Origin of the sequence: Mannheimia bovis, assembly GCF_014541205.1 — a bacterium.
Taxonomy (GTDB): Bacteria; Pseudomonadota; Gammaproteobacteria; order Enterobacterales; family Pasteurellaceae; genus Mannheimia; species Mannheimia bovis.
The window spans coordinates 1,774,980-1,790,810 of record NZ_CP061280.1 but is presented as its reverse complement, the minus strand read 5'-3'; the positions used below and the strand labels follow the sequence as shown (position 1 = coordinate 1,790,810).

The window sequence follows — 15,831 nt, the reverse complement described above, 5'->3', positions numbered from 1 at the left end:
TCAGTAAAAATGACCGCTTGTTATTTACCCCTCTCTCTGAAAAATACACCTAAATGGTGCATTTTTCGGTCTCTCTCCCACAAGGGGAGAGAAGGATTTAGCTTTTAACCACAAAGCTCAACATTTTAAACGGAATGTAGATTTCTTTGATGATCTCCTGACCATCTAAGAATTTAGCAACGTTTGGGTCAGCTTTTGCAATCGCTTTAACTTCATCTTCGGTTGCTGTTGCAGAAACCGTGATTTTACCACGCACTTTACCGTTTACTTGCACCACAACGAGTTTTTCATCTTCCACCATTGCGGTTTCATCTGCTTGAACCCAAGGAGCGAAGTCGATAGTTTTTTCATTACCTAAAGCTTGCCATAATTCAAAACAGATATGCGGTGTGATTGGGTAGAGCATACGCACCACTGCACTTAATGCTTCAGCCATTACCGCTTTGTCTTGTTCAGACTCAAGTGGGGCTTTGGTTAGCTTATTCATTAATTCCATTACCGCCGCAATCGCGGTATTGAAAGTTTGGCGGCGACCAATATCATCAGATACTTTCGCAATGGTTTTATGTACATCACGGCGTAGCTCTTTTTGTGCTTTGTTTAACCCATTCACATCTAAACCAGCAGTTGCCGGGTTTTGAACATATTCATAGACTAAATTCCACACACGACCTAAGAAACGCTTAGCCCCTTCTACGCCGGATTCTTGCCATTCAAGGGTCATTTCTGCAGGCGATGCGAACATCATAAATAAGCGAACAGTGTCTGCACCATATTTTTCCACCATTTCTTGTGGGTCGATACCGTTATTTTTCGATTTCGACATTTTGGTCATACCACTGTGAACCAATTCCCGTCCTTCAGGATCGGTTGCTTTAATGATTCTGCCTTTCTCATCACGCTCCAAGGTGACTTGCGTTGGGCTTACCCAAATCCGCTCGTTAGTTGGGCTGGTGTAGTAGAACGCATCGGCAAGCACCATACCTTGACATAAAAGTTTAGTTGCCGGCTCGTCTGAATTTAGAATACCCGCATCACGCAATAATTTATGGAAGAAACGGAAGTAGAGCAAGTGCATTGTAGCGTGCTCAATACCGCCGATATATTGATCCACCGGTAACCAGTAGTTTGCCTCATCAGAATCTAACATTCCCTCAGAATATTGCGGACAAGTGTAGCGTGCATAATACCACGATGATTCCATAAAGGTATCGAAAGTGTCTGTTTCACGCAATGCAGGTTTGCCGTTGTAAGTGGTTTTTGCCCATTCAGGATCAGCTTTAATCGGGCTTTTCACACCGTCCATTACCACATCTTCAGGCAGAATAACCGGTAAATCGTTTAATGGAACGGTTACCACTTTGCCATCTTCAGTTGTCATCATTGGAATTGGTGCACCCCAATAACGTTGGCGGGAAACCCCCCAGTCACGCAGACGGAAATTCACTTGGCGTTTGCCCACGCCCATTGATTCTAATTTATCGGCAATCGCATTAAACGCTGCATCGAACTCTAAACCGTCAAATTCAGCAGAATTCACTAATTTACCATGTTCAGTATAGGCTGCTTTGCTGAAGTCCCATTCTGAACCATCAAGCGGTTGAATTACTTGATTAATTTGCAAATCGTATTTTTGAGCAAATTCAAAATCACGCTCATCGTGAGCCGGCACAGCCATTACCGCACCTGTTCCGTAGTGCATTAACACAAAGTTAGCGACCCAAACCGGCACTTCTTTGCCTGTTAATGGGTGAATAGCGAACAAGCCTGTCGCCATTCCTTTTTTCTCCATTGTGGCAAGTTCAGCTTCTGCGACTTTGGTGTTTTTTGCCTCACGGATAAATTCGGCTAATTCAGGGTTATTCTCCGCTGCCAGTTCTGCTAATGGGTGAGCCGCTGCTACTGCCACATAGCTCACGCCAAAGAAAGTATCAGGGCGAGTGGTGTAAACAGGCAAGGTGGCATTTGAACCGGCAATTTTGAAGGTGATTTCCACACCTTCTGAACGACCAATCCAGTTGCGTTGCATTGTTTTTACTTGATCCGGCCATTGCGGTAAGTTATCTAAGCAGTTTAATAATTCTTCTGCATAGTCGGTAATTTTGATAAACCATTGTGGAATTTCACGTTGTTCAACAGGGGTGTCGCAACGCCAGCAGCAGCCTTCGTGAACCTGCTCATTGGCAAGCACGGTTTCATCGTTCGGACACCAGTTTACGGTTGAGGTTTTTTTATAGACCAAGCCTTTTTTATAAAGCTCAGTAAAGAACCATTGTTCCCATTTATAATATTCAGGGCGGCAAGTGGTTACTTCACGATCCCAATCGTAAGAAAAGCCCAACATTTTGAGCTGACCTTTCATATATTCGATATTTTCGTACGTCCACTTAGCCGGAGCAGTGTTGTTTTTCACCGCAGCCCCTTCCGCCGGTAAGCCGAAAGCGTCCCAACCCATTGGCTGGAGTACGTTTTTGCCGATCATACGTTGGTAGCGTGAAACCACATCGCCAATCGTATAGTTACGCACGTGTCCCATATGTAATTTGCCAGATGGATAAGGCAACATTGAAAGGCAATAATATTTCTCTTTAGTAATGTCTTTAACGGCTTTAAAAACTTTGTTTTCTGCCCAATAGTGCTGAACCTTTGGTTCAATTTCACTTGGGTTGTATTGTTGTTGCATAAAATCTAACCTTGCGTTGAATTAGTTAAAAAATTGCTGTGATGATACCGCAAAACAGGGCTTTTTTGAATGGCAAGCGGTGGGATTTGGACGGTTTTTTGCAAAATAAATAAAAAACCAACCTCATTTCTGAGATTGGTTTTATCGAATTCAAAACATTAAGCCGTAATCACTTCCAAACCACCCATATAAGGTCTTAACACCTCAGGCACGGTGATTGAGCCATCTGCATTTTGGTAGTTTTCAAGCACTGCAACGAGCGTACGACCTACCGCTAAACCTGAACCGTTTAGCGTATGTACCAAGCGGGTTTTCTTATCGCTTTTCGCTTTGCAACGGGCTGCCATACGGCGAGCTTGGAAATCCCACATATTTGAGCAAGATGAAATTTCACGGTAAGTATTTTGAGCCGGTAGCCACACTTCTAAATCGTAAGTTTTAGCTGAACCAAAGCCCATATCGCCTGTGCAGAGTAGCACTTTGCGGTATGGCAAGCCTAAAAGTTGTAATACTTTTTCCGCATGGCCGGTTAATTCTTCTAAAGCTTCCATTGATTTTTCAGGGGCAACAATTTGCACCATTTCCACTTTCTCGAATTGGTGCATACGGATTAAACCACGGGTGTCACGACCATAAGAACCGGCTTCAGAACGGAAGCACGGAGTATGTGCGGTATAACGTAATGGAAGTGTCTCTTCATCAATAATTACATCACGCACTAAGTTAGTTACCGGTACTTCAGCCGTTGGAATTAAGCTATAAGAACGCTGAACTTCATTTGGATCTTGTCCGGTCAATGGCTGGGTGTGGAATAAATCTTCACCGAATTTTGGTAGCTGACCTGTACCGTAAAGAGTGTCGTGGTTCACTAAAAACGGTACGTTAGTTTCTACATAGCCATGTTGTTCGGTGTGTAGGTCTAACATAAATTGCGATAATGCACGGTGTAAACGGGCTAATTTGCCTTTCATTACCACAAAACGGCTTGCAGTCAATTTTACGCCGGATTCAAAGTCTAACCCGCCTAAGTTTTCACCTAAAGCTACGTGATCTTTCACTTCAAAATCAAATTGACGAGGTTCACCCCAACGAGAAACTTCAAGGTTTTCGTTATCATCTTTACCTAATGGTACTTCTTCTGCCGGTAAGTTTGGTACAGACAAAAGCAATTCACGGATTTCATTTTGTACTTTATCGAGCTCTACTTTTGCGGTATCTAACTCGTTACCCATTGAATCGACTTCTGCTAAAAGTGCTGAAATATCTTCACCACGAGCTTTCGCTGCCCCGATATTTTTCGAGCGGGTGTTACGCTCTGCTTGCAAGGTTTCCGTTTTCACTTGCAAGGTTTTACGTTGTTCTTCAAGGGTTTTTACACGTTCTACGTCTAAAATGAAATTACGTTTAATTTTAAGTGCTTGTGCAATTTCATCTAGGTTGGTACGAAGTAGATTTTGGTCGATCATATTAATTTCCTATTTTTGTAAAGACGTACTGAGCACGTCAGTTTATTTTTGAATGTTGTATTGGTTAGCCACGATTTGCATTTTTCATAATGCGTTGTTTTGCGACCTGCCATTCACGGTCTTTAATGTCTTCACGTTTATCGTGTAGTTTTTTACCTTTTGCCAAGCCGATTTTCACTTTCGCCCAGGCATTCTTCCAATACATTGAGGTTGCTACAATGGTGTAGCCTTCACGGTTTACTTTACCAAAAAGCGAATCTAACTCACGTTTATTGAGCAATAATTTTCGTGTACGGGTTGGGTCTGACACAATATGAGTTGATGCCATATTCAACGGGGTAATCATCGCCCCGAATAAAAAGGCTTCACCGTTTCGGAAGATAACATAACTGTCGCTGATATTGCCTTTTCCTGCTCGAAGTGCTTTTACTTCCCAGCCTTGTAGCTCAATACCCGCTTCAATTTCATCTTCAATAAAGTATTCGTGTCTGGCACGTTTGTTGAGTGCAATCGTATTTGATGCAGCTTTTGGTTTTTTTGCCATAATTTTAAAAGTGTTATAAAAATTCTTTAAATTCTACCTTAAACGAGCTCAACAGTGAACAGCGAAAACCTTTGCAAGCGGTCAAATTTTCGGAAAAATTTGCAAGAAATTGAGAAAAAAGCACCGCTTGTGATTACTCGAACCTATCTGCTAGTAAAAACTGCAACACGGAATCCATTCTCAAATGGGGGATAGGTTGATCATAGTCAATTTGTTTCGGTTCAAATTGGTCGAACTCAAAACGGTTAAATTGCCAATAGTTTTTATCAGGCAAGCGGCTTGGCACAGTGCCAGGGTAGAGCGTAACTTGTTTTTTATCGCTTGAGCGAATGCCTCGAATGGCTCTGATGGTTTTATCGTTTTGAGTTACTTTTACTGCATCAGTTGCTTGAATGGCGGAAATGGCTAAATAGCCTGTTTCAATGCCATCAAATTCAGCGTGTCTGCCGCCTTCTTGCACAAGTTGTCGCATCAGGCTTTCTAAGTTAGGTACTTGATCACTGGTGATATGGTCTGCTTTGGTGGCAATAAAGAGCAACTTGTCGATGTTTGAGGAAAACAGGCGACTAAACAATGAGCGATTGCCATAATGGAAGTGTTTAAAAAGCTGTTGTAGCCCTAATTTCATTTCCATAAATTCATTGTAGCCATAGTTTAATGGTGTGAGGCAGTCCGCCAAAATCACTTGGCGGTCAAATTGAGAGAAATAATCCTCATAAAACGGCTTCACAATTTTTTTCTGGTAATGTTCGTAGCGTTTTTTTAACGTATAGAAAAAACTGTTTTTATCGCTTTGTTCTAATTTTTCCCAATCCGCCTCGCTTAAATCTAACAATGGGAAGAATTGGAAAACAGGTGCACCTTTAGTATTTTCGGTTGGCAATACAAATCTACCCGGCTGAATATATTGCATTCCCTGTGCTTTACACGCGAGTAAATAATCGGTGTATTGCTGGCTCAAATCCGCCAGTAAGTTTTCATCGGCTTTTGCAAAAAGATCGAGTTTTTTGACCGCTTGTAACCAAGATTGAGCCAGTTCCGCACGTTCATCTTTATGTACAGCTTGTTGCGTTTGCGACCACTCTTTATAGGAAAGAGAGAGAAGTGGTAAATCCAATAACCATTCACCCGGATAATCAAAAATATCTAAATAAAGCGTACCGGTTTCTTTAATATGGCGGAGTAGCGAGTTCTGCCTTTGATAGCGAATCGCAAGGCGAATTTCGCTAATTCCCGTCGTGGAATTTGACCAACGAGGCGGATTAGCTTCAAAGCATTGGCGGTTTTTGTCATATTCAAAACGAGGAATGGTTAAATCCCCCTGTTCTACTCGCTTAACAGACAAAATTTGTCCGTTACGGGCTGGAGCAAATAAATTCAAATGGGTATTGCCTGATTTGTTGATATGTAAAAGTTGATCAACAAAGCTGGTAATAAATGCAGTTTTTCCGCTACGGCTTAAGCCTGTAACGGCAAGGCGTAAGTGGTTATCCAAACCACGTTGAACAAAGTTATTGAGTTTATGCTGAATTTTAGAAAACATTTTGCAAAATTTATTGATAAAATGACCGCTTGATTATACAACGTTGCAGAGTAGTGTGAAATGGAAAACAAAAATCAAGCGGAAATTGAGCTGAAAATAATGCTCGACCCACAAAATGTGCCGACGCTCGAAACTTGGCTGAACAATCAAGAAGCTCAATTATTGGCTCGTGAAACGGTAGAACTAGGTAATTCCTATTACGATACGCCGGAGCAGTTTTTTGCTTCACAGCAGATGGGACTACGGGTTCGTTCGCAAAACCATCAATTTGAAATCACGCTTAAAACCAAAGGAGAGATTATAGGTGGATTACACATTCGCCCTGAATATAATTTGCCTCTTTCCAGCCCTAAGCCTGATTTTGCCGTTTTAGTGGAAAAATTCCAGTTGCCATTTGAGAATGCAGCGGAAATTAACCATTGTTTGCAGGCTACATTTAGTACTGATTTCACCCGTCAAACGTGGTTGTTGAAAGTTGGGATGTCTGAAATTGAAGTTGCGTTAGATCACGGTGTGATAAAAAATACCTACGGTGAAGAAGCTATTTGTGAGCTGGAGTTTGAAATTAAGAAGGGAGAGCTTGCAGACCTCTTTGTGTTGGTAGAGCAAATACCAAAAACAGACGGAATGTGGCTCAGTGGTTTAAGCAAGGCTCAGCGTGGTTATTTGCTGGGGCAAGCGGCTAAATTTGAGCAAGAAATTACAAAAGTTATGCAACGAGAAAACAGCTATCAACTTGAGCAGAAACTGGCTGACTTTATTCGGGTAAGTAATGAAAATAAAGCAGTATTAGCACGATTTAATCAATGTACAAATCAGCAATTAGATACTTGGGAAAATGCGAAAGCGTTTGTGAAAAGTCGAGATTATTTGATTGCAAATTTAGCTACCTTGAAAGAATTATAGTAGAAAGCCACAGAAATTATTCTGTGGCTTTTATTTATTTTACAATTTCAAATTCTAAACCTTTGAATACTTGGTCGTTGATTTGAATCTCCATTTTATATTTACCGATAGGGTCGGTTTTGTCAAAACCCCAGCATCGGCTTAATGGATGACTATTAACTAAGTTTGCTTCTGTTATGACTGTATGATTTTTACCATCTTCAGATGAGTCAACTCTAGAACCTGGTGAAACTAATTTCATTTTAGCTGGTGCATAGAATGCTTCAGCTATCATCACTTTATTTTGTGTTGGCACATTAATACTATGCCAACATAGTTGAGTTTGTTTTTTGCTGATAGAAAGCTTATTTCCCTTAATCGGTCTTGCAACTTTACCATTTAAATCTAATACTTGTAATACAACCGTAGGTTTACCTTCAAATGGAACTTTTGGGGTAATCACTTTTTCTGCTGCTGCAAAACTGTATTGTGTAGTAACAATTAATGCAAGAGTTGTTAATAATTTATTCATTTTTCATTTTCTCCGATTTTTGGTGTTTTTCTCGCAACTGATTAGCAATAATTTGAATAGCCTCTCCGGCACTAACGCCTTCTGCCATTAGTTTTTGAATTTCTTCCACCGCAGCTTGTTGCTGCTCGTGGGTGAGTGATAAAAGTGAATTATCCATATAATTGTCCTGTTAGTTTAACGGAATTGAGTAAAGTTCCAGTCAAAAAATGTAAAGAGTGTTTTCCATTGTTCATCAAGCGGTGCAATTATCTCTATTTTTTGCAAATTTTTAGGGTGAGAAAAACAAAGTGAGCGGGCGTGCAGCATTAAACGATCAACCCCCGATTTTTCTGCTAATGCCCGATTTTGGTGTAGATCGCCATATTTACTATCCCCCATAATCGGGTGGAAAAGATGTTTCAGATGGCGGCGAAGTTGATGTTTTCGACCTGTTTGAGGGGAAAGTTCAACCAAACTATAACGTGCAGTCGAATGTTTTCCTACAGGGTAAGGCATTTCAACTGTTGCTAAACCTCTATAATCGGTAATGGCTTCTTGAGCCTCTTTTTCCTGCGAAAATTTATCGGCGATTTTATCTAAAATCACTTTGAGCGGATAATCAATCCGAGCCTCGCCCTGCATGTAGCCTCGCACTACCGCTAAATAGCCTTTTTGTATCTGATGTTGTTCAAATTGTTCACTCATCAGCCGTGCTGTATCGCTATTTAGAGCAAAAAGCAAAACACCCGAAGTTGGGCGATCGAGACGATGAATCGGAAAAACGTGTTGCCCGATTTGGTCTCGCAAGGTTTGCATTGCAAATACAGTTTCGTGTTTATCAAGCCAGGAGCGATGAACGAGCATTCCCGCCGGTTTATTGATGGCGATGAGGTCGTCATCACGATATAAGATTTCAAGTTCCATAAATGGGGCTAATCTTTCAGCAAATTTTCTAACTTCAATAACGGCTCGCAAATTGCCTTTAGGTAGTCTTCGGTTTTCAAGGCTTCGTCCAAATAAGGCGTAATCGCAAAATTGCGAGGCAAATCGGCACCAGCATCTAAAATCGCTTGCATTCTGGGGATAAAAATCCATTGTAGCCATTGAGTAGGGGTGAGCGTTTCTACGCAAAACGGCTGCGGATTTGCCATTGCTTCAAGGCTAGGTGGTGTAGCTTCCCAAAGATTGTGTAAACGCATTGCAATCTGTAAATCGGATAAATGTTGTTTAACTTTTGCTTTCATTTGTTGAGTTTCAGCTTGTTAAATTGAGCTTTTTCGGGTAAAAATAGGTATGAATTTTACCACTCAATCTGATTTCTCTCTAGGAATTTATATGCAACCTCACAACAACCAACCTACAATTCTGCAAAAAATCGTACAAGATAAAGCAGTTTGGGTTGAACAAAAGCAAAATGCTTTTCCGTTAAGCGAATTTCAACACAAGATCGTCAAAAGTGATCGGGATTTCTATGCCGCTCTCGCTAAAGGTACTCACCGAGAGCCTGCCTATATTTTGGAATGTAAAAAAGCCTCACCGTCAAAGGGGTTAATTCGGGCGGAATTTGATTTAGATGCGATTGCTCAAGTCTATAAAAATTACGCTACCGCCATCTCGGTGCTAACGGACGAGCAATATTTCCAAGGCGATTTTCGTTATATCGACCAAGTCAAACAGCAAACCACCCAGCCGATTTTGTGCAAAGATTTTATGATTTCGGCGTATCAGGTTTACCTCGCTCGCTTCTACAATGCCGATGCGATTTTATTGATGCTTTCAGTGGTGGATGATGAAACTTACCGTGAGCTGGCGGATTTGGCTCATTCACTCGGAATGGGAGTGCTAACCGAAACCAGCAACGAAGCAGAATTTGAGCGAGCTTTGGCGTTGGGGGCAAAAGTGATTGGAGTGAACAATCGTGATTTGCATACTCTCACTATTGATATGAACCGCATTGTGGATTTGGTGGAGAAATATCAAGGGCAAATCCCGTCAGATGTTTGTTTGATTTCCGAATCGGGCATTAATGATCACAACCAAGTCAAACGTATTAAGCCTTATGTTCACGCTTTTTTGATCGGCAGCAGCTTGATGGGGAATATAGATCTGAATAATGCCGTGCGTGCGGTGGTTTTCGGTGAAAATAAAGTATGCGGATTAACTCGAGTGCAAGATGTTAAAGCAGTGTATGAACTTGGATCATTGTACGGCGGTTTGATTTTCGCTGAAGGCTCGCCACGACAGCTTTCGCTTCGCCAAGCTCAAGAGTTGATAGTGAACGCTCCGCTTCGTTATGTGGGCGTGTTCCAAAATCAAGCGGTCGAATTTGTGGAAAAAATTGCAAAACAGCTGGAATTATTTGCGGTACAGCTACACGGCTCGGAAGATGAAAATTATATTGCCGCACTTGCCGAAAAATTGGCTGGGAAAACGCAAATTTGGAAAGCGTTATCGGTGGATATTGATGCAGAAAGTATTGCGTTTCAAGATAATCCGCAAATTGCTCGCTATGTATTAGACAGCAAAATTGGTTCACAACAAGGCGGTACGGGCAAAACCTTTAATTGGGCGTTAATTCCAGAAACTCTGAAGCAGAAATCATTATTAGCAGGCGGTATTAATGCAGAGAATATTGAAGCGGCGTTGGCTCAAGGTTGTTTAGGCTTGGATTTAAACTCAGGGGTTGAAAGTGCCAAAGGTGTAAAAGATTTGGAAAAATTGACCGCTTGTTTGACAAAGATCATTCAACATTAACGAATTTGTGGTAAAATGCAAGCGAATTAAACAACTATAAAGAGGATTTCACTATGGGTACTTTCGGTTATTCAATGATGACGGTTATTGGTGCATTAAGTATGATCGTATTTATGGCTTATAATATTTTCTAACATCATCATTTTAGTTTAAAGCACGGAAAATCTTAGGGTTTTCCGTGTTTTCTTTTGGTAGAAAAAAATGGATAAACTTACCTTTGCTTCGCTCTTTTTTAATGCTGCGAACACGCCGGTTTCCGCACAGTTTGATGATATTTATTTTTCCACCCAAGACGGCTTGGCGGAAAGCCAGTATGTTTTCCAAGAAGGTAATCAACTTTGGGAAAAATGGCTATCGCATAGCAGAGAGGCATTCGTGATTGCAGAAACCGGCTTTGGCACAGGATTAAATTTTTTAGCGGTTGCTGATAAATTCCAACAATTTCAAGTGGAATTTCCACAAAGTAAACTCAAACGGCTTTATTTTATTTCATTTGAAAAATTTCCTCTAACTTCAAGCCAACTAAGCGAAATTCATCAACATTACCCGCAATTTGCAACATTATCTGAAAATTTGACCGCTTGTTGGCAACCACGCCAGAACGGCTGTCAGCGTTATCACTTTAAAAATATTTATTTGGACTTATGGTTTGGCGATATTGCGGAGAACTTACCTCAGTTAGGCGATCTTTATAATGGAATAGTCGATGCGTGGTTTTTAGATGGCTTTTCACCGGACAAAAATCCGGAAATGTGGAATGAGCATCTATATCAACAAATGTTCCGTTTAAGTACGAATGGCGGCAGCTTTGCAACTTTCACTGCTTCAAGTCGTGTCAGACGAGGTTTGCAAACAGCGGGTTTTGACGTGAAAAAACGTAAAGGTTTCGGCAAAAAACGGGAAATGTTGTGGGGTGAGAAATCATTAGATGCTGAAAATCAGTCGCCACGTTACCCCTATTTTTATGCAAAAAATGAAAATGTGGAAGATATTGCGATTATTGGTGGTGGTGTGGCAAGTTTGTTTGTTGCTTTATCGCTATTAGAAAAAGGCAAGCAAGTTACGCTTTATTGTAAAGACGAAAATGTCGCAATGAATGCCTCCGGTAATTTACAGGGGGCGATTTATCCACAATTGAGTGATGACGATGAGCGAAATGTGCGGTTTTATATCCACAGTTTTGATTATGCCTTGCAACGATTAGCTCAGCTTAAAACGGAAGTAGAATTTGAACATAATCTAAATGGAGTGGTGCTTTATGCCTATAATGATAAAACTGCGAAAAAATTGGAAAAAATGGCAGAGCAGACCGATGACGAAACACTATTTAAATTATGTTCTGCTGATGAATTAAGCGAGAAATTAGGTTTAAATGTACCAAAAGGCGGGGCTTTTATTCCGCAAGGAGGTTGGCTTTCACCAATACAATTCGTGAGAAATGGTTTTGCGTGGCTTGTAACCAAAGGGCTGAAAATAGTGCTTAATCATAACGTTGAGAATTTGCAGTTTTCAAACGGAAACTGGCAATGGCAGACAGATGGCAAGATGTATCAACACCAAGCTGTTGTGCTGGCAAATGGGCATACATTGAATGAATTTAGCCAAGCCAACGGCATTCCGCTTTATCCTGTGCGAGGTCAAGTGAGCCAAATTCCTACTACAACGCAATTACAAAAGTTAAAATGTGTGGTCTGTTATGATGGTTATTTAACGCCGATGGCGAAATCGGGGACACATTGCATTGGGGCAAGCCATATTCGAGATAATGCAGAAATAGATTTTAGCGAAGCAGAACACGCTGAAAATATTGCGAAACTTCAGCAAAATTTAACCGCTTGTGAGTGGACAAACGACATTGACTGTTCGCAAAATTTAGCGAAAGTTGGTATTCGGGCTGCGTTTAGAGATCGTGTTCCAATGGTGGGGGCAGTTCATCATTTTACTCGCCAAAAAGAGCAGTATGCCAATTTATACAATCAGCTACGACGCAAACAAGCGGTCGAAAATGCGGAAATTTTTGCAAATTTATATATGGTGAATGGCCTGGCTTCTCGTGGTTTAACAACCGCTCCATTATTGGGGGAGCTATTGGCAAGTTTGATTGCAAACGAACCTGTGCCAATCAGCGAAGATATTTGGCATAATTTAAGCCCAAATAGAACCTGGTTACGCAAGTTGCTAAAAGGCTCTACGGTTGAATAAAAATAAACCCCAGAAATGTAATTTTCTGGGGTTTATTTTAATTTAGCGAATAATGCCTCGTGTTGAGCGTTTGAAGAACGCTTTGAAAATAGCAACAGCCGGTTCGCTTTCTGCCAGTTGTTCAATTTCTACAAGGCTTTCTTCTAATGTTTTTCCGCTTGAGTAAATCAATTTATACACTTTGCGGATGGCGTGCATTGTCGCTTTGTCAAAACCACGACGTTTTAAACCTTCAAGGTTTATACCAAACGGACGAGCGTGGTTGCCTTGTGCCATCACATAAGGTGGTACGTCTTGGCTTACCATTGAGCCGCCACCGAGCATAACGTGCGAGCCAATTACCACAAACTGATGGATTGCAGACATTCCGCCTACAATCACGAAATCGTCAAGCGTGACGTGTCCGGCAAGTGTACCGTTATTAGCAATAATACAGCGGTTGCCGATAGAGCAGTCGTGGGCAATGTGGGTGTTGATCATAAATAGGTTATCATCACCGATTTTTGTCACGCCGCCGCCTTGAATTGTACCACGGTGAATAGTCACGCTTTCACGAATACGGTTACGATTGCCAATGATGACTTTGGTTGGTTCACCTTGATATTTTAAATCTTGGTTGATTTCACCAATGCTGGCAAATTGGAAAATATGGTTGTCTTCGCCAATTTCAGTTACCCCGTTGATCACAACGTGGGAATGGATTTTTGTTCTTGCACCAATTTTTACATCTTTGCCGATCACAGAGTATGGGCCAATTTCAACATTAGCACCAATTTGTGCACCATCTTCAATGATTGCAAGTGGGCTGATTTTAGCTGTTGAGTCAATTAGACGCATCGTTAGCTCCTCTAATATAGCTAGTTAGTTATTTACGGCGTGCACACATTAAGTCTGCTTCACACACTAATTTTCCATCAACGTATGCTTTACCTGTGAATTTAGTAATACCACGAACTTCTTTTAAAAATTCGACTTCAAGTTGAAGTTGATCGCCGGGTACAACAGGGCGTTTAAAGCGGGCATTATCAATAGCGGCGAAGTAGTAAAGTTCATCGTCACTTAATTTGCCATAGGTCGCAACCGCTAATACACCTGTTGCTTGAGCCATTGCTTCAAGAATAAGTACGCCCGGGAAAATCGGAGCACTTGGGAAATGCCCTGTAAAACAAGGTTCATTAAAGGTTACATTTTTAATCGCTTTTAACCATTTCCCTGCTTCATAATCCGTTACACGATCCACTAAAAGGAAAGGGTATCTGTGTGGTAACATACCCATAATTTCGGTAACTTCAATAATTTTTGATTCACGATTTTCAGTTGTAATTTCTGTCACTTTAGACCTCTAAATAAAAAACTCTCAGTAAAAATTAATCGTTAAAATGTTTTTCTAACGATTTTAAACGTTTGTTCATTTCATCAATATTCATCACTAATGCGGCAGTTTTACGCCACTCTTTATTTGTTTGTAGCGGAATACCTGATGAATAAATGCCTTTTTCTGTAATTGGTCGCATCACCATTCCCATACCGGTAATAATTGCACCATCACAGATTTCCATATGACCGTTGATTACGCTCGCCCCGCCAATTTGGCAGAAACGACCGACTTTGAGACTCCCCGCCATAATGACACCGCCTGCGACAGCAGTACCAAAACCAATATGAACATTATGGGCGATTTGGCAAAGGTTATCAATGATCACATTATCTTCAATAACGGTTGGATCTAGTGCCCCCCTATCAATACAGGTGCAAGAGCCGATTTCTACACGATTGCCGATAATCACACCACCGGTTTGTGGAATTTTAATCCATTGCCCTTTATCGTTAGCATAACCGAAACCATCGCTACCAATCACAGCAGAAGATTGAATTAAACAATCAGAGCCGATTTGCACATTGTGATAAACCGACACATTTGCCCAAAGTTGGGTTCTTGCTCCGATTTTACTGTTTTTGCCGACAAAGCAGCCTGCACCGATTATCGCATCATCGCCTAGCTCTACACCGCTTTCAATCACGGCATTTGCCCCAATAGACACATTATTACCTAATTTGGCTTCAGGCGAAATGACAGCATTCGGGTGAATGCCTGTTGCCGCTTTTGGGGTAGAGTCCATATATTGTGCGAGTAAGGCGTAGGCAACATAAGGATTCGCCACAATAATTAAATTTTGATCTTCACGGCAAAATTCAACATCTGCAGGGCTAACGATGATTGCCCCAGCATTACAAGCGGTTAAATTTTCCCGATATTTTGCATTTGAGATAAAGGTAATTTGCGAGCTGTTTGCTTTATCTAAAGCGGCTATGCTTTGAATAGCCAAATCGGCGTTACCCCTAAGAGTACCGCCGATATGCTCCGCTAAATTAAGTAAACGGAAAGTTGCCATTATTTTTTCGCTTCTTCTGGTTTGGTTTCAGCACCTTCAGGTTTCGTTTCTGCTTGAGCTGGATCTGTCGGTTTTTCTAATTTGATTTCTGGGTGTTTTTTCACAATCGCTTCAAGCACTGCTTCGGTGATATCTTTGCTTTCATCTTCCGCATAAAGTGCAATTTGTGGTTGCAGAACTAACGTGTAACCTTTCGATTTTGCTATTTCTTTGATAGTAGCATTCACTTCTTCTACCGCTTGTTTTTGAGCTTCTTGTGGGTTAATGCCGCCATTTTCTTTGTTCGCTTGCTCAATTTTTTGCTGGAACTCGTCAGCACGTTTTTGGAATGCTTCTGCTTTTTTAGCAAAATCTGCTTCACGCTTTTGAATAGCTTCTACTTTCTTTTGGAAAGCATCGGCTTCTTTTTGAATTGCGTTTTGACGAGCTTGAATATCTTTTGAGCGTAAGCGTGGAGCTTCTTTCTCTAAAGCTGCGACTTTCTTTTTAATATTCGCTTCTACCGTCTTTTGCTCATCTTGTAATTTTTGAGCGTCGGCATTAATTTTATCACGTTCAGCAGTGAGTGCTTTATTCTCTTCAGCTAATTTCTTATCTTCTTCGGCAAACTTTTCTTGGCTTTCTTTCATAAATTTATCGAATTTTGCTGAAGCATCTAATAACACAGGGTGGTTTTGTAAAACGTAGGTTGGATCAACGAAACCGATCGTATCTGCTGCATTTGCCATACCTGTTGCCGTTGCAAGAGCAGCGGTTAAACCTGCGATTTTAAATAATTTTTTCATTTGTTTTCCTTAATCTATATGAAGGTAAGCGGTTAGATTTGCAGATTTTTTTGCAATTTTAACCG

At 41.0% G+C, this 15,831-nt stretch carries 15 protein-coding genes; 3 read left to right on the top strand and 12 right to left on the bottom strand.

What is annotated here, in order from left to right; all coding sequences use genetic code 11:
* Window positions 1-97 precede the first annotated feature (97 nt).
* The 4 genes from leuS to ICJ55_RS08825 form a co-directional block, all read right to left on the bottom strand.
* Window positions 98-2,683, bottom strand: coding sequence for a leucine--tRNA ligase (leuS, locus tag ICJ55_RS08840; protein ID WP_188156470.1), 2,586 nt, complete (start codon window positions 2,681-2,683; stop codon window positions 98-100).
* Between the two features lie 158 nt (window positions 2,684-2,841).
* Complete coding sequence (gene serS, locus ICJ55_RS08835; RefSeq protein ID WP_188156469.1) at window positions 2,842-4,149, bottom strand: serine--tRNA ligase; 1,308 nt, start codon at window positions 4,147-4,149, stop codon at window positions 2,842-2,844.
* A gap of 64 nt (window positions 4,150-4,213) precedes the next feature.
* Window positions 4,214-4,693, bottom strand: coding sequence for an SsrA-binding protein SmpB (gene smpB, locus ICJ55_RS08830; protein ID WP_188156468.1), 480 nt, complete (start codon window positions 4,691-4,693; stop codon window positions 4,214-4,216).
* A 133-nt stretch (window positions 4,694-4,826) separates the two neighbouring features.
* Complete coding sequence (locus ICJ55_RS08825) at window positions 4,827-6,236, bottom strand: YcjX family GTP-binding protein (RefSeq protein ID WP_188156467.1); 1,410 nt, start codon at window positions 6,234-6,236, stop codon at window positions 4,827-4,829.
* A 60-nt stretch (window positions 6,237-6,296) separates the two neighbouring features.
* Between ICJ55_RS08825 and ICJ55_RS08820 the strand changes: the two genes are divergently transcribed.
* Window positions 6,297-7,142: a CYTH domain-containing protein gene (locus ICJ55_RS08820; protein ID WP_188156466.1), complete on the top strand. Its 846-nt coding sequence runs from the start codon at window positions 6,297-6,299 to the stop codon at window positions 7,140-7,142.
* A gap of 34 nt (window positions 7,143-7,176) precedes the next feature.
* Here the strand turns inward: ICJ55_RS08820 and ICJ55_RS08815 are convergent, their stop codons facing one another.
* From ICJ55_RS08815 to ICJ55_RS08800, 4 genes are read right to left on the bottom strand one after another with little or no spacing between them, the layout of a single operon-like run.
* The gene (locus ICJ55_RS08815) at window positions 7,177-7,653 is read right to left on the bottom strand and encodes a hypothetical protein (protein ID WP_188156465.1); all 477 of its coding nucleotides are present in this window, start codon (window positions 7,651-7,653) and stop codon (window positions 7,177-7,179) included.
* Window positions 7,646-7,810, bottom strand: a complete 165-nt coding sequence (locus ICJ55_RS08810; protein WP_188156464.1) for a YoaH family protein — start codon at window positions 7,808-7,810, stop codon at window positions 7,646-7,648. The genes ICJ55_RS08815 and ICJ55_RS08810 overlap by 8 nt, the downstream gene beginning before the upstream one ends.
* Before the next feature lie 17 nt (window positions 7,811-7,827).
* Window positions 7,828-8,556 carry a tRNA pseudouridine(65) synthase TruC gene (gene truC / locus ICJ55_RS08805; RefSeq protein WP_188156463.1) on the bottom strand — a complete coding sequence of 243 codons (729 nt, stop codon included), beginning with the start codon at window positions 8,554-8,556 and terminating at the stop codon, window positions 7,828-7,830.
* A gap of 8 nt (window positions 8,557-8,564) precedes the next feature.
* The gene (locus tag ICJ55_RS08800) at window positions 8,565-8,876 is read right to left on the bottom strand and encodes a YqcC family protein (RefSeq protein WP_188156462.1); all 312 of its coding nucleotides are present in this window, start codon (window positions 8,874-8,876) and stop codon (window positions 8,565-8,567) included.
* A gap of 91 nt (window positions 8,877-8,967) precedes the next feature.
* On the opposite strand from ICJ55_RS08800, the gene trpCF reads away from it, so the two are divergent.
* Window positions 8,968-10,386 carry a bifunctional indole-3-glycerol-phosphate synthase TrpC/phosphoribosylanthranilate isomerase TrpF gene (gene trpCF, locus ICJ55_RS08795; protein ID WP_425168884.1) on the top strand — a complete coding sequence of 473 codons (1,419 nt, stop codon included), beginning with the start codon at window positions 8,968-8,970 and terminating at the stop codon, window positions 10,384-10,386.
* 201 nt (window positions 10,387-10,587) lie between these two features.
* The gene (mnmC, locus tag ICJ55_RS08790; protein ID WP_188156460.1) at window positions 10,588-12,588 is read left to right on the top strand and encodes a bifunctional tRNA (5-methylaminomethyl-2-thiouridine)(34)-methyltransferase MnmC2/FAD-dependent 5-carboxymethylaminomethyl-2-thiouridine(34) oxidoreductase MnmC1; all 2,001 of its coding nucleotides are present in this window, start codon (window positions 10,588-10,590) and stop codon (window positions 12,586-12,588) included.
* A 42-nt stretch (window positions 12,589-12,630) separates the two neighbouring features.
* Here the strand turns inward: mnmC and lpxA are convergent, their stop codons facing one another.
* From lpxA to ICJ55_RS08770, 4 genes are read right to left on the bottom strand one after another with little or no spacing between them, the layout of a single operon-like run.
* Window positions 12,631-13,425, bottom strand: coding sequence for an acyl-ACP--UDP-N-acetylglucosamine O-acyltransferase (lpxA, locus tag ICJ55_RS08785; RefSeq protein WP_188156459.1), 795 nt, complete (start codon window positions 13,423-13,425; stop codon window positions 12,631-12,633).
* A gap of 28 nt (window positions 13,426-13,453) precedes the next feature.
* Window positions 13,454-13,912, bottom strand: coding sequence for a 3-hydroxyacyl-ACP dehydratase FabZ (fabZ, locus tag ICJ55_RS08780; protein WP_188157722.1), 459 nt, complete (start codon window positions 13,910-13,912; stop codon window positions 13,454-13,456).
* 43 nt (window positions 13,913-13,955) lie between these two features.
* Entirely contained in the window at window positions 13,956-14,981 is a 1,026-nt protein-coding gene (lpxD, locus tag ICJ55_RS08775) for a UDP-3-O-(3-hydroxymyristoyl)glucosamine N-acyltransferase (protein WP_188156458.1), read from the bottom strand.
* Window positions 14,981-15,766: an OmpH/Skp family outer membrane protein gene (locus ICJ55_RS08770; protein WP_188156457.1), complete on the bottom strand. Its 786-nt coding sequence runs from the start codon at window positions 15,764-15,766 to the stop codon at window positions 14,981-14,983. Before ICJ55_RS08770 ends, lpxD begins: the two co-directional genes overlap by 1 nt.
* Window positions 15,767-15,831: the final 65 nt, after the last annotated feature.

What these genes read in the sequence shown, in the direction of transcription:
- lpxD (WP_188156458.1), bottom strand. Translation starts at nt 14,981, where the DNA reads ATGGCAACTTTCCGTTTACTTAATTTAGCGGAGCATATCGGCGGTACT.
- leuS (WP_188156470.1), bottom strand. Translation starts at nt 2,683, where the DNA reads ATGCAACAACAATACAACCCAAGTGAAATTGAACCAAAGGTTCAGCAC.
- mnmC (WP_188156460.1), top strand. Translation starts at nt 10,588, where the DNA reads ATGGATAAACTTACCTTTGCTTCGCTCTTTTTTAATGCTGCGAACACG.
- ICJ55_RS08810 (WP_188156464.1), bottom strand. Translation starts at nt 7,810, where the DNA reads ATGGATAATTCACTTTTATCACTCACCCACGAGCAGCAACAAGCTGCG.
- ICJ55_RS08820 (WP_188156466.1), top strand. Translation starts at nt 6,297, where the DNA reads ATGGAAAACAAAAATCAAGCGGAAATTGAGCTGAAAATAATGCTCGAC.
- ICJ55_RS08815 (WP_188156465.1), bottom strand. Translation starts at nt 7,653, where the DNA reads ATGAATAAATTATTAACAACTCTTGCATTAATTGTTACTACACAATAC.
- trpCF (WP_425168884.1), top strand. Translation starts at nt 8,968, where the DNA reads ATGCAACCTCACAACAACCAACCTACAATTCTGCAAAAAATCGTACAA.
- smpB (WP_188156468.1), bottom strand. Translation starts at nt 4,693, where the DNA reads ATGGCAAAAAAACCAAAAGCTGCATCAAATACGATTGCACTCAACAAA.
- lpxA (WP_188156459.1), bottom strand. Translation starts at nt 13,425, where the DNA reads ATGCGTCTAATTGACTCAACAGCTAAAATCAGCCCACTTGCAATCATT.
- ICJ55_RS08825 (WP_188156467.1), bottom strand. Translation starts at nt 6,236, where the DNA reads ATGTTTTCTAAAATTCAGCATAAACTCAATAACTTTGTTCAACGTGGT.
- truC (WP_188156463.1), bottom strand. Translation starts at nt 8,556, where the DNA reads ATGGAACTTGAAATCTTATATCGTGATGACGACCTCATCGCCATCAAT.
- ICJ55_RS08800 (WP_188156462.1), bottom strand. Translation starts at nt 8,876, where the DNA reads ATGAAAGCAAAAGTTAAACAACATTTATCCGATTTACAGATTGCAATG.
- ICJ55_RS08770 (WP_188156457.1), bottom strand. Translation starts at nt 15,766, where the DNA reads ATGAAAAAATTATTTAAAATCGCAGGTTTAACCGCTGCTCTTGCAACG.
- serS (WP_188156469.1), bottom strand. Translation starts at nt 4,149, where the DNA reads ATGATCGACCAAAATCTACTTCGTACCAACCTAGATGAAATTGCACAA.